Origin of the sequence: Sporosarcina sp. Marseille-Q4943 (assembly GCF_943736995.1) — a bacterium.
GTDB lineage: Bacteria > Bacillota > Bacilli > Bacillales_A > Planococcaceae > Sporosarcina.
In genome coordinates this window covers 1,127,085-1,140,835 of the sequence record NZ_OX031157.1, presented here as the reverse complement: position 1 = coordinate 1,140,835, position 13,751 = coordinate 1,127,085, and the positions used below count along the sequence as shown (strand labels likewise).

The 13,751-nt window shown below is 48.5% G+C and carries 8 protein-coding genes, 1 rRNA gene and 2 riboswitches; all 9 genes read left to right on the top strand.

Annotation, left to right across the window (positions count from 1 at the left end; genetic code table 11):
- The 9 genes from NIT04_RS14640 (at position 1) to NIT04_RS14600 (ending at position 13,593) form a co-directional block, all read left to right on the top strand.
- Positions 1-1,338, top strand: coding sequence for an MATE family efflux transporter (locus tag NIT04_RS14640; protein WP_252504272.1), 1,338 nt, complete (start codon positions 1-3; stop codon positions 1,336-1,338).
- An 80-nt stretch (positions 1,339-1,418) separates the two neighbouring features.
- Entirely contained in the window at positions 1,419-2,888 is a 1,470-nt protein-coding gene (locus NIT04_RS14635; protein WP_252504271.1) for a nicotinate phosphoribosyltransferase, read from the top strand.
- A 13-nt stretch (positions 2,889-2,901) separates the two neighbouring features.
- A complete protein-coding gene (gene nadE / locus NIT04_RS14630) occupies positions 2,902-3,726 on the top strand; it encodes an ammonia-dependent NAD(+) synthetase (protein ID WP_252504270.1) in 825 nt (274 codons plus the stop codon).
- A 185-nt stretch (positions 3,727-3,911) separates the two neighbouring features.
- The gene (locus NIT04_RS14625) at positions 3,912-4,862 is read left to right on the top strand and encodes an AAA family ATPase (RefSeq protein WP_371922585.1); all 951 of its coding nucleotides are present in this window, start codon (positions 3,912-3,914) and stop codon (positions 4,860-4,862) included.
- Entirely contained in the window at positions 4,859-6,067 is a 1,209-nt protein-coding gene (locus NIT04_RS14620; RefSeq protein ID WP_252504268.1) for a DUF58 domain-containing protein, read from the top strand. Before NIT04_RS14625 ends, NIT04_RS14620 begins: the two co-directional genes overlap by 4 nt.
- On the top strand, positions 6,067-8,262 hold the full coding sequence (locus NIT04_RS14615) for a transglutaminaseTgpA domain-containing protein (RefSeq protein WP_252505120.1): 2,196 nt from the start codon (positions 6,067-6,069) through the stop codon (positions 8,260-8,262). The genes NIT04_RS14620 and NIT04_RS14615 overlap by 1 nt, the downstream gene beginning before the upstream one ends.
- A 30-nt stretch (positions 8,263-8,292) precedes the next feature.
- Positions 8,293-8,394, top strand: a riboswitch (purine riboswitch).
- 89 nt (positions 8,395-8,483) lie between these two features.
- Positions 8,484-10,040, top strand: coding sequence for a glutamine-hydrolyzing GMP synthase (gene guaA / locus NIT04_RS14610; protein ID WP_252504267.1), 1,557 nt, complete (start codon positions 8,484-8,486; stop codon positions 10,038-10,040).
- Positions 10,040-10,141: riboswitch (purine riboswitch) on the top strand. Its footprint overlaps the gene before it by 1 nt.
- A gap of 146 nt (positions 10,142-10,287) precedes the next feature.
- Positions 10,288-11,622 (top strand): NCS2 family permease, encoded by a 1,335-nt coding sequence (locus tag NIT04_RS14605; protein WP_252504266.1) that lies wholly within the window; start codon positions 10,288-10,290, stop codon positions 11,620-11,622.
- Positions 11,623-12,041: 419 nt separating this feature from the next.
- Positions 12,042-13,593, top strand: a 16S ribosomal RNA gene (locus tag NIT04_RS14600).
- The last annotated feature ends 158 nt before the right edge of the window (positions 13,594-13,751 follow it).

The window sequence follows — 13,751 nt, the reverse complement described above, 5'->3', positions numbered from 1 at the left end:
GTGGCGAAGCAATATGATTTTACGGATGGCCCGCTTGCGAAGCAGCTGATCTTCTACTCGGCTCCGATCATACTGACGAACCTGTTGCAAGTGTCGTATCAATTCATCGACAGCCTATGGGTCGGAAATCTGATCGGAGCGGATGCGCTTGGAGCAGTCGCGATTTCGGGCACAGTCGTTTTCACCGTCCTCTCCTTTGTCATCGGCCTGAATAACGCGGCGCTCACAATCCTCTCCCAGCAAAAGGGAAGGGGAAGCGAGACGGGATTGCGCAATTATTTGAACGCATTTGTCGTTCTGCTTGCAATCATGTCCGTCGTCTTGAGCTTTGCAGGTTTCTTTTTGGCGAAGCCCATCTTAGCATTGCTTGGGACCCCTAATTCGATGATTGACATGGCGACGTCCTATTTGCGTGTCAACTTTTTCGGGATCCTGTTTCTGTTCGGATACAACTTCATCAACACAGTATTCCGATCTGTCGGCGATTCCAAGACGCCGATCTATTTCGTGTTGACTGCCGTCCTATTGAATACGGTGCTGGATCCGATTTTCATCGCCGTCTTTGGATGGGGCGTCCAAGGAGCCGCGGTAGCGACAATCGTTTCCCAAGGAGTCGCATTTGCGACGGGCGCCATTTATTCCGTCCGAAAGAAATTAGTGCCGTTTTCGAAGCCGCATATCCCGGCGAAGCGGGAAGTGCTTGCTATTTTGAAATTGGGCATACCGGCGGGCTTGCAAATGAGCGTCATTTCAGCCGGCGTCATGGCGATCATGAGTGTCGTAGCTTCTTTCGGCCCAGCAGTCGTTGCCGGATACGGGGCTGCGCAGCGGCTCGATAGCTTGATCATGTTACCGGCGCAGGCGATCGGAACGGCAGTGAATAGTATGGCAGGGCAAAATATCGGAGCGGGAAAATGGAACCGCGTCCACAGGATTACGTTCATTGGCTTTCTTTATAATCTTGGCATCATGTTCACCATCGCAGGAATCGTCTACGCTTTTGCGGGGGCTGGTATCCGCCTTTTCATAAGTGATGCGGATGCAGTCCGTTTTGGAGCGGACTATTTGAAGATGATTGCATTTTTCTATCCTTTCCTTGGCATTAACTTTGTCTTGAATGGGGCAGTGAGGGCGTCAGGGGCGATGTTCCAAGTGCTCGTGCTCAATATCATCTCGTTTTGGATATTGCGTTACCCCGTCACATACTTCCTGTCAGGCTTCATGGGAGAGAAGGGGATAGCTGTGGGAATCGGCGTCAGCTTTGTCATTAGCAGCATTATCGCTATTCTTTATTACCGGTTTGGAAAGTGGAAGGAAGTCAAAGTCTTTGGAGAGTGAAATAAGTTATTTCCCGTCGAATTGAGGGTAAATAGTGTATACTGGAACTATCAGAAGAATGCGGAAGAAGGAGATTTGGCATGAGTTCGAAATATGCAGATGACAGTTTGGCACTACATACAGATCTTTATCAAATCAACATGATGGAATCATATTGGGCGGATGGAATCCATGAACGGAAAGCGGTATTTGAGCTGTACTTCAGAAGCTTGCCGTTCGGGAACGGCTATGCGATTTTTGCGGGACTCGAGAGGATCCTCGATTATTTAAAGGACTTCCATTTCAGTGAAAGCGATTTGACCTATTTGAAGGAGGAGCTCGGCTACAAAGAGGACTTCCTCGCCTATTTGAAGGATATCCGTTTCACGGGCGATGTTTATTCGATGAAGGAAGGGGAACTTGTATTTGCAAACGAACCGATTCTTCGAGTGGAATCGACGTTAGCGGAAGCCCAGCTCATCGAGACAGCGCTTCTCAATATCGTCAATTTCCAGACGCTCATTGCGACAAAGGCAAGCCGCATTAAGCAAGTCGTCAAAGATCAAGTTGTCATGGAGTTTGGAAGCAGGCGAGCGCAAGAAATGGACGCGGCAGTCTGGGGAGCACGTGCAGCAGTCATCGGAGGCATCGAGGCGACGAGCAATGTACGTGCCGGAAAACGGTTCGGCATTCCGGTTGCGGGAACGCATGCCCATTCATTGGTTCAGGCGTATCAAAGCGAATACGAAGCGTTCCACTCCTACGCCAGACGGCATAAGGACTGCGTATTCCTCGTCGATACGTACAATACGCTGAAAATCGGAATTCCAACGGCTATCCAAGTCGCGAAAGAGCTTGGCGATCAAATCAATTTCATCGGCATACGCCTCGATAGCGGCGACATCGCATTCCTTTCGAAGGAAGCGCGAAAGATGCTCGATGCCGCCGGTTTCCACGACGCGAAAATCGTCGTCTCGAATGATTTGGATGAGTACACGATCTTGAACTTGAAAGCCCAAGGGGCGAAGGTCGATGTATGGGGGATCGGCACAAAGCTGATCACCGCTTACGATCAACCGGCTCTCGGCGCGGTATATAAAATTGTTTCAATTGAGAATGAAAAAGGCGAAATGGAAGATACGATCAAAATTTCTTCCAATGTCGAAAAAGTGACGACACCCGGCCAGAAGAAGGTCTACCGCATCATCGACCGGGAGAACGGCAAAGCGGAAGGCGATTACATTACAATGCACGACGAAGACCCGACAGTTGAAAAAAGGATTAAAATGTTCCATCCGGTACACACGTTCATTTCCAAATTCGTTACGAACTTCGATGCCGTGAACTTGCATACGAAAGTCGTTGAAGGCGGCAACGTGATTTACAAAAATCCTGCGTTGGATGAAATGCGCCAATTCGCCCACGATAATTTGGAGTTGCTATGGGATGAATATAAACGCTCTTTGAATCCGGAGGAGTATCCGGTCGACTTGAGCCAGAAATGTTGGGACAATAAAATGCGCAATATCCGTGAAGTGCAGGACAAAGTGGATGAGTTTTCAATGAGATGAGGAGGTGCGGAAAATGACTTTTCAAGAACAGGTCATTGCCGAGCTGAAAAGCATGCCGTCAATTGACTCGCAGAAGGAAATCCGCAAATCGGTTGATTTCATGAAGGAATATGCAATGAAAAATACATTCGTCAACGGCTTCGTCCTCGGCATATCGGGCGGGCAAGATTCATCGCTCGTCGGCCGGCTTGCACAGATCGCTGTCGATGAGTTGAACGAAGAGAACGAGACGGATCGGTATAAGTTCATTGCCGTCAGGCTTCCGTATGGGAATCAGTTCGATGAGGACGATGCGCAGGACGCGCTTGATTTCATCAAACCTTCCTTGCTCTACACGGTCGACATCAAAGCTACGGTCGATGCGAGCGAACAGGCATTATTGAAGGCGGGCATCACCATTTCCGATTACACGAAAGGGAATGAAAAAGCGCGGGAGCGGATGAAAGTCCAATACTCCATTGCAGCGGCGCATAGCTGTGTCGTTCTCGGGACCGACCATGCTGCGGAGGCGGTGACCGGCTTCTATACGAAGTTCGGTGACGGCGCAGCCGACCTTATGCCGATCTACCGATTGAATAAAAGGCAAGGCCGCCAATTAATGAAGGAACTCGGCTCCCCTGAGCATTTGTATACGAAAGTGCCGACGGCGGATCTGGAAGATGATAAGCCTGCATTGCCGGACGAAGTTGCGCTCGGCGTCACGTATGACGAGATCGATGATTTCCTGGAAGGGAAGCCGGTATCAGACGCCGCGCTAGAAACGATTGAAAAGCATTATAAAAGATCGGAGCATAAACGTCATTTGCCGATCACGATATTCGACGATTTTTGGAAATAAACACGCACCCGCCGCCGAATCATATTCGGTGGCGGGTTTTATATGTGGAAATGTGCGAGGACCATAAAAGGTCATTGCATTAGTATGTTGTAGGACTTTGAAAATTACGGTATTATAAAGTTACATTTTGTAAATTTTCGGACATGTTATAGAGAGAAGCTGGAATGGGAGGAAAAAGAATGACAATGACACATGCACAAGTGATTGACAAAGTTCTCGCGAATATAGATAAGGTGATGATCGGCAAGCGGGATATTGCGGAATTGAGTGTCACCGCCCTGCTTGCTGGTGGACATGTCCTGTTGGAGGACGTGCCTGGCGTCGGGAAAACGATGATGGTGAAGGCGCTGGCGAAATCCATTGGAGCATCCTTTAAACGTATTCAGTTCACGCCGGATTTATTGCCATCGGACGTCCTTGGCGTATCGATCTACAATCCGAGGGAAATGGAATTCGAGTTCAGGCCGGGCCCGATTGTCGGAAATATCGTCTTGGCTGATGAAATCAACCGGACGTCTCCAAAGACACAAGCCGCCTTACTCGAGAGCATGGAAGAATCGTCCGTCACTGTGGATGGGGAAACGATTCAAATCCCCCAGCCGTTCTTCGTCATGGCGACCCAGAACCCGATTGAATATGAAGGGACATACCCTTTGCCGGAAGCGCAATTGGACCGGTTCCTCTTCAAGCTGAAGATGGGATATCCAAAAAGGTTGGAAGAAATTGAAGTGCTATCCCGCGCGGAAAAATCGGTGCCGATCGATCATCTGGAAACCGTCCTCACGATTCACGAATTGGCGGAGCTTCAAAAAGCGGTGAAAGAAGTGAATGTCGATCATACGATCAAAACGTATATCGTTGACTGTGCAGCAGAAACTCGCAATAATCCGCACGTCTATCTTGGAGTCAGTCCGCGTGGGTCGCTTGCGCTCATGAAATCATGCCAAGCGTACGCACTCATTAAAGGACGGACGTATGTGAAGCCTGACGACGTGAAATATTTGGCTCCTTTCGTATTCGGCCATCGGCTCATCCTAAAGTCGGAAGCGAAGTACGAAGGAATTACTGCAACTGAAATCGTCGAACGGATCCTTACAAGGGTGAGCGTGCCGATTGACCGGGTCGGATCGAAATGAACAAAGGAAAAGAATTGCTATCGATGACAGGCCGTTTTGTTTTCATTGTCGGCCTTTTCTTTTCCGTCTACCTCTTCGCGATGTTCCAAGGCGGCAAAGTGAGCTGGACGATCTTTTATATGCTGACACCTTTCCTCTTGTATTCAATCTCTCTATTTGCCTATCCGATGAATAATATTAAAGCCGAGCGCATCATCCGTACAAAAACGATCGAGAGCGGCGGGAAGCTTGCCGTTACGGTAAAGCTCGAGCGGACGGTTCCTTTCCCTTTATTGTATACCGTCGCGGTTGAAAAATGGGCGGATCCCGCCATGGTTATTAAAACGAAAAACCGCACGAAGCAGATTTTCCTATTCGGCTTTAAAAAACATGTGGAATTCTCCTATGAAATCGACAAGCTTCCGAGAGGGGAGCATATTGTGGAAGGTGTTGAAGTAGAAGTTTCCGATTTTTTCGGGTGGATTCAAAAACGCACATTCATAGAGTTGAAGGATGCCATTCTTGTTTTTCCGAATACGACCTCGATCAAATACGTGCCGATCAATGCCCAATATGACCGTGGTTCTCTCGTATCCCCGTTTTCGCTCGTCAAAGATACGACGATGGCAACCGGGGTGAGGGATTACCAGGCGGGGGACCGGGTTACTTGGATCCATTGGAAGTCGTTCGCCCGTACGCAAAATTTGATGACGAAGGAATTTGAAGATCGGCAATCGGAAGATATAATCGTGCTGCTCGACGGCAGGGAATCAGATCTGTTCGAAGAGCAAGTTGAACTTGCGGCATCCATTGTTGAGGAAGCTGCAAACCATCAGGCGAATGTCGCATTCGCTTCCGCGGGGGAGGAGACGGTCGCTTTTCCTTTCATCCATTCAGCGGATCAGCTGCATAATGTATTTGTACATTTGGCGAAAATTAGGTCGGTCAGAGCGGAAACGGTGCAGCCATTGGTCTACTCGTCACTTTCAACGACTGCCGGCAGCGTCGTGTTAGTGACCGCAAGTCCCGATTGGACGTTCATCCAGTCGATGACGAGCCTCGTGAATAATACGAAGTCGGTCATCTGTTTCGTTCTCGTTGACGGTGAAAGCGCATTGCCTCCGCAGCTTCAAGAGCAAATCAGGTTTGCTAAAGCAAAAGGCATCACGATACATGCATTAAGTAGAAGGCAATTTTCAGAGGCTTTTAAGGAGGTGGCGAGTTGATGAAAGAAGGAAGGACGGATAGGCGCGTCCTTATACTCATGTATGTGCTCGCCTTCATCCTGCTCTGGGAATGGCTCTTGCCTGTCATCGAATTGACCGATACGGAATATATAGGGGTCTTCCTTTATTTCATCGCGATCTCCTTCCTATTCGGGTTGTTGAGGATGAGATGGTGGCTCTCCATTCCGCTGAAGATCATCTACCTGTTTTGGTCGATCCATTATGTGTTTTTTAAGACTGCTATGTTCTCAAGAGAAACCGTCGCTCTGCTCACCGATGATCTTATGTCGAACTTCGGCATTATCGCGGCGTGGAATTGGGAGGGCATTACGAACCCATTCCGGACGGTTCTCTTTTTCGTTCTTTTATGGATGACAATTTACTTGATTCGCCATTGGATCGAAGTGCGGAAAAGCATCCTCCTTTTCTACGCATTGACGGTCGTATTCATCGCCGTTTTAGACACTTTCAGTTCCTATTCGGCGGACGGGGCGATTTTCAGGATCATGGTCTCAGGACTGTTATTAATAGGATTGCTGACGATTTCTCGCATTTCTGAAAGACATGGACGGAAAATGGGCACGGGAATGTTCGCCACGTTTTCAATTCCTTTATTATTCGCGGTCATTTTCAGCAGCGCATTCGCTAGCTTCATGCCAGATCGGGGGCCAGTTTGGGCCGACCCTATCCCTTTTTTGAAATCGGTTGTGCAAGGGGAAGGAATCGGCAGCGGCAGTCTCGTTTCAAAAAGTGGATATGATTCGGATGACTCTAGGCTAGGGGGCGCTTTCTCGCAAGATGACACTGTCGTTTTCAGGGCGACTGTCCCTAAAAAGCAATACTGGAAAATTGAAACGAAAAATACGTATACGTCGAAGGGCTGGGAGCAGCAATCCGGCCAGACGATGCCTGTCAATATCGTCCCAGGATCATTGATTGCTTATGACGGTGCTTCAGCAATACTTGAAGGGTCGGATTTCCTTCAAGCAGAAATCAATATGAATGAACAATTGCCTTATCTCGTCTATCCATATGGCACGTCTAAAATCCATACGACAACGGACGTCGTCTTGCAGAATCGGGTGGAGACAGGACAATTTTGGGTAATGAAAGATGGGGAAGAGGCAGAGCTCGATACTTTTGGAATCGACATCGTCGAACATAAATACAGCTTGAAGGCGTTGCGTGAAACATCGATGGATGACTATGCGCTTGAAACTGTGGATTTCACAGAGTATTTGCAGCTGCCTGAGCAATTACCGGACCGTGTCCGCGAATTGGCACTCAGTATTACTGGGAAAGAGGAGAACGTGTATGACAAGGCGAAATCAATCGAACGCTATTTCGCAAGAAACGGATTCGTGTATGATCAGCAAAACGTGGCGGTTCCAAAAGGGAATGAGGATTATGTCGATCAATTCCTGTTCGATACAAAACGTGGATATTGCGATAACTTTTCAACATCCATGGTCGTCATGCTGCGTGCATCGGATATCCCTGCACGCTGGGTGAAGGGGTTTGCTCCGGGTGAAGCAACAACGAATTCAAGAGGAAAGATCGAATACAAAGTGACGAACAATGAAGCGCACTCATGGGTGGAGGCTTATATTCCAGGGTTCGGATGGATGCCTTTCGAACCGACAATCGGATTTTCAAATATGACCGACATCGAGTATGACCTCGAACTGGATATGAGCGACCCGGAAGTGCGGGAAATGGAAGAGCGTGAGAAGCCCGAAGTCGACCGGACGGAAACTCCTGCAAAGAAAGAGGAAGATGGCGGTATTGTCGCATTCTTCGAAAAGACGGGTAAGTTTCTGCGTGAAAATGCGTGGGTCGGAATCATCGGGATTGCCGTCGTTTTATTCATTGCATGGAAAGTGTATACGCATAGAGGGAAATGGATCCCTAAACTTCTCATAAATGCTTACCGGAAACGGAAAGTTGATTGGGCAATATACACAAAGCAATATAAAAGCCTATTGAAACAGCTGGATCGGTATGGATTCAAACGGACGGACAGTATGACATTATCCGAATATGCGAAAACGGTCGATACGTACTTCGGGGGCCGCCAGATGGGAATGCTCACGGAGGCATACGAACGAGGACTGTATGGCGGGTATACGGCTCACGCCGATTGGGCAGTCTTGCAGGAAATATGGGAAGATTTAATCAATAGGGCTTCCTGTTGATTTTTGCATATCGGAGGCGTAAGATTGAAAAAAAGAACACCGATATGCCCTCATATATGTCTGATAATAAGGTTCGGACGTTTCTACCAGGCCACCGTGAATGGCTTGTCTATGAAGGCGGGACAGCTATGTCTGTTTCTGCCTGCAGTAGAACGATGAGACGCGTAGAAAGAAGGACTTTCTTACGCGTCTTTCCTCATTTATGAGATTTCGGAAACTAAATGGAAGAGGTGGATCAATTGTCGACGGCTCCATTATTGATCGAACAGGAAAAGATTGTAGTATTGAATTACGGTAACGCATATAACCAACTGATCACACGCACGATCCGTGAGTTGGGGGTTTACAGCGAATTGCATCCTCATACGGTTACAGCAGAGGATATTAAAAATATGCAGGCTGTAGGCATCATCCTTTCCGGCGGATCGAAAGACGTTGATTTCGGAATTGACGCTGACATTTTCAATCTAGGTATTCCTGTACTCGGAATTTCCTCCGGTGCGGAACTGATTGCTAAGCAATTCGGCGGAAAAATCGGAGTGGCGAACGATGCCGCAGACGTTCAGGTAGTTAACGTCACCCCTGCTTCAAAGCTGTTTTCGGGTCTTGCAGAAAAGCAGTCCGTCTTAATGGGCAAAGGGAATGCAATCTCTGAATTGCCGGCAGGCTTTTCAGCTATCGCGACAGGCCCGGACGGCGGAACAGTCGCTTTCGCCAACGAAGAAAAACACCTTTACGGCATCCAGTTCCACCCGGAAGCCCCGCAATCCGGCGATGGGAAGGAAATCCTTAGCCAATTCGTATTTGCAGTTTGCGGTGCACAGAAAAGCTGGACGATGAAAAGATTCATCGATATCGAAGTCGAGAAGATCCGTTCGCAAGTCGGCGAGAGGAAAGTCCTTTGCGCACTTAGCGGCGGCGTCGATTCATCGGTTGTTGCGACGTTGATCCACCGAGCAATTGGCGACCAGCTTACTTGCATTTTCGTCGACCACGGTCTACTCCGCAAAGGCGAAGTGGAAAGCGTCGTCGACACATTCAGCAATCAATTCCATATGAACTTCATTAAAGTCGATGCACGTAAACGCTTCTTGGACAAGCTGAAAGGCGTCACAGATCCTGAGGAGAAACGGAAAGTGATCGGCAATGAATTCATCTACGTATTTGACGAAGAATCCGCAAAGCTCGAAGGAATCGATTTCCTCGCGCAAGGTACGATTTATGCGGACATCATCGAAAGCGGAACGGCAACGGATGAAGTGATCAAATCCCACCATAACGTTGGCGGGTTGCCGGAAGACATGGAGTTCGAATTGATCGAGCCATTGAAAGCATTGTTCAAAGACGAAGTGCGCGCAGTCGGAGCAGAGCTCGGCTTGCCTGCTGATATCGTGCATCGCCAGCCATTCCCTGGACCGGGCCTCGGCGTTCGGGTGCTTGGGGAAATTACGGAAGAGAAGCTTGAAATCGTCCGCGAAGCCGATTGGATTCTGCGCGACGAAATCGCGAAAGCGGGACTTGACCGAGAGATCTGGCAATACTTCGCAATCCTGCCGGACATCCGCAGTGTCGGCAAGAGGAACGATAAACGCTCCTACGACCATGCGATCGGCATCCGCGCTGTTCATTCCGTTGACGGCATGACAGCAGATTGGGCGCGCATCCCTTGGGATGTTCTTGAAAAAATCAGTACGCGCATCACATCGGAAGTCGACCACGTAAACCGTGTCGTTTATGACATCACTGCAAAACCGCCAGGCACGATCGAGTGGGAATAAATAAAACTGAATAACTGCATCGTATATCTTTGGGGATATGGCCCAAAAGTCTCTACCGGAACACCGTAAATGTTCTGACTACGATGATTGAATTAAAGGCGAAAATCGTTTTAATTTGGTTGTCATAGGGAAGTATACGAGTAATTATCGTATACTTCCTTTTTTATGTTGATTATCAAACTGGATTTCCGGCCTCTGGACGCTAAATGAAGACTTTGATTTAAAATTACATAAAAGGACGGTTATCATGAAGAAATACTTTGAGTTTGAAAAGCTAGGGACGAATTATCGGCGGGAAATTATCGGGGGAGTTACCACCTTCCTTGCGATGGCATATATTTTGGCGGTCAACCCGCTCATGCTTTCATTAGAAGGGATTCCTGATCTTCCCGATGCGATGCGCATGGATAAAGGCGCCGTTTTCGTCGCTACAGCATTGGCCGCGGCAGTTGGTTCACTATTTATGGGGTTAATTGCTAGATATCCAATCGCGTTGGCACCAGGTATGGGATTGAACGCATTTTTCGCGTTTACGGTCGTACTCACTTATGGAATTCCATGGCAAACTGCATTGACAGGTGTACTATTCTCTGGACTTATCTTTATTATTCTATCGTTATCAGGTTTGCGTGAAACTATCATTAATGCCATCCCAGCACAATTGAAATATGCAGTTGGCGCGGGTATTGGACTGTTCATTACGTTCCTAGGATTGCAAAATGCGAATATTATCGTTGGGGATCCGAACACACTCGTAACGCTTGGCGATTTATCTGCAGGACCTACATTGCTAGCGATCTTCGGCTTAGTAATCACGGTCATCATGATGGTGCGACAAATTAAAGGCGCTATCTTCTACGGAATGATTTTGACGACGGTGTTAGGAATGTTAGTCAGCTTGATTGATGTTCCGACAAAGATAGTTTCCAAAGTGCCGTCCGTCGCTCCGACATTCGGCGCTGCATTCGAATCAATCTTCAACGATCCGGCATCTTTGATGACGACTCAATTTCTCGTCATCGTCATCACGTTCCTATTCGTCGACTTTTTCGATACGGCAGGGACACTAGTTGCGGTAGCTACACAAGCGGGATTAATGAAGGACGAAAAATTGCCACGTGCCGGCAAAGCTTTGCTTGCAGACTCATTGGCAACAGTAACAGGTTCGGTCTTCGGAACGTCGACAACAACTTCTTATATCGAATCGACTGCAGGAGTTGCGGCTGGGGCCAAAACTGGACTTGCTTCTATTGTAACGGGAACATTATTCTTGTTGGCGCTGTTCTTCTCTCCATTATTGTTTGTCATCACTCCTGAAGTGACAGCACCTGCACTCATCATCGTCGGCGTGCTCATGGTATCGACATTAGGAAACATCGAATGGTCGAAATTCGAAGTCGCGGTACCGGCATTCTTCACAATCATTACGATGCCATTGACATACAGCATCGCAACCGGAATCGCCATCGGCTTCGTCTTCTACCCAATCACAATGTTGCTGAGCGGAAGAAGGAAAGAGATTCACCCAATCATGTATGGCCTCTTCATTATCTTCATCCTATATTTCATTTTCATTAAATGAAGTAAGGGAAGATGGGAAGGCGAATGTATAATGAAGAGAACGGTTCTTATGGAGCCGTTCTTTTTTTATGCATACTATTAATTGAATAAGGAATAGATCTGCTTTTGAAATGTAATAGTGTAAATGAAGTTGTTGGCAGTGCTGTCATGATGGGCTTTTCTATAGGCGAAAACAATCGGGTGAAAATTATTCACTAAAACTGTTGACACTTTAAAAACCATTTGGTATAGTAATAAAGCAGTCGAGAGAACGACACAAACCGACAGCGTAAGACATGAACCTTGAAAACTGAACAGCAAAACGTCAACAAATAAAGTTCTGGAGCCGACCCCGTCGGTGAAAGGAACAAACGAATCTTCGGATTCGAATTGACATCTTAAATGATGCCAGCAAGAAACTCGAGCTACTCGAATTTCTCTATTATGGAGAGTTTGATCCTGGCTCAGGACGAACGCTGGCGGCGTGCCTAATACATGCAAGTCGAGCGAATTGATGGGAGCTTGCTCCCTGATATTAGCGGCGGACGGGTGAGTAACACGTGGGCAACCTGCCCTGCAGATGGGGATAACTCCGGGAAACCGGGGCTAATACCGAATAATCAGTTCTTCCGCATGGAGGAACTCTGAAAGACGGTTTCGGCTGTCACTGCAGGATGGGCCCGCGGCGCATTAGCTAGTTGGTGGGGTAATGGCCTACCAAGGCGACGATGCGTAGCCGACCTGAGAGGGTGATCGGCCACACTGGGACTGAGACACGGCCCAGACTCCTACGGGAGGCAGCAGTAGGGAATCTTCCACAATGGACGAAAGTCTGATGGAGCAACGCCGCGTGAGCGAAGAAGGTTTTCGGATCGTAAAGCTCTGTTGCGAGGGAAGAACAAGTACGGGAGTAACTGCCCGTACCTTGACGGTACCTCGTTAGAAAGCCACGGCTAACTACGTGCCAGCAGCCGCGGTAATACGTAGGTGGCAAGCGTTGTCCGGAATTATTGGGCGTAAAGCGCGCGCAGGCGGTCCTTTAAGTCTGATGTGAAAGCCCACGGCTCAACCGTGGAGGGTCATTGGAAACTGGAGGACTTGAGTACAGAAGAGGAAAGCGGAATTCCACGTGTAGCGGTGAAATGCGTAGAGATGTGGAGGAACACCAGTGGCGAAGGCGGCTTTCTGGTCTGTAACTGACGCTGAGGCGCGAAAGCGTGGGGAGCAAACAGGATTAGATACCCTGGTAGTCCACGCCGTAAACGATGAGTGCTAAGGGTTAGGGGGTTTCCGTCCCTTAGTGCTGCAGCTAACGCCTTACGCATTCCGCCTGGGGCGTACGGCCGCACGGCTGAAACTCAAAGGAATTGACGCGGACCCGCACAAGCGGTGGAGCATGTGGTTTAATTCGAAGCAACGCGAAGAACCTTACCAGGTCTTGACATCCCGCTGACCGGTGTAGAGATACGCCTTTCCCTTCGGGGACAGCGGTGACAGGTGGTGCATGGTTGTCGTCAGCTCGTGTCGTGAGATGTTGGGTTAAGTCCCGCAACGAGCGCAACCCTTGATCTTAGTTGCTAGCATTCAGTTGGGCACTCTAAGGTGACTGCCGGTGACAAACCGGAGGAAGGTGGGGATGACGTCAAATCATCATGCCCCTTATGACCTGGGCTACACACGTGCTACAATGGACGGTACAAAGGGCTGCAAACCCGCGAGGGGGAGCCAATCCCATAAAACCGTTCCCAGTTCGGATTGCAGGCTGCAACTCGCCTGCATGAAGCCGGAATCGCTAGTAATCGTGGATCAGCATGCCACGGTGAATACGTTCCCGGGTCTTGTACACACCGCCCGTCACACCACGAGAGTTTGTAACACCCGAAGTCGGTGGGGTAACCCTTACGGGAGCCAGCCGCCGAAGGTGGGACAGATGATTGGGGTGAAGTCGTAACAAGGTAGCCGTATCGGAAGGTGCGGCTGGATCACCTCCTTTCTAAGGATAATTACGGAATATGAACCTTGGGTTCATACGTTGACGTTTTGCGTTCAGTTTTGAAGGTTCATCTTTCATGATGACTTCAAAACTTGTTCTTTGAAAACTGGATAAAACGACATTGAAGCAACAAAACATCAAGTAATCAACCGAGTCGA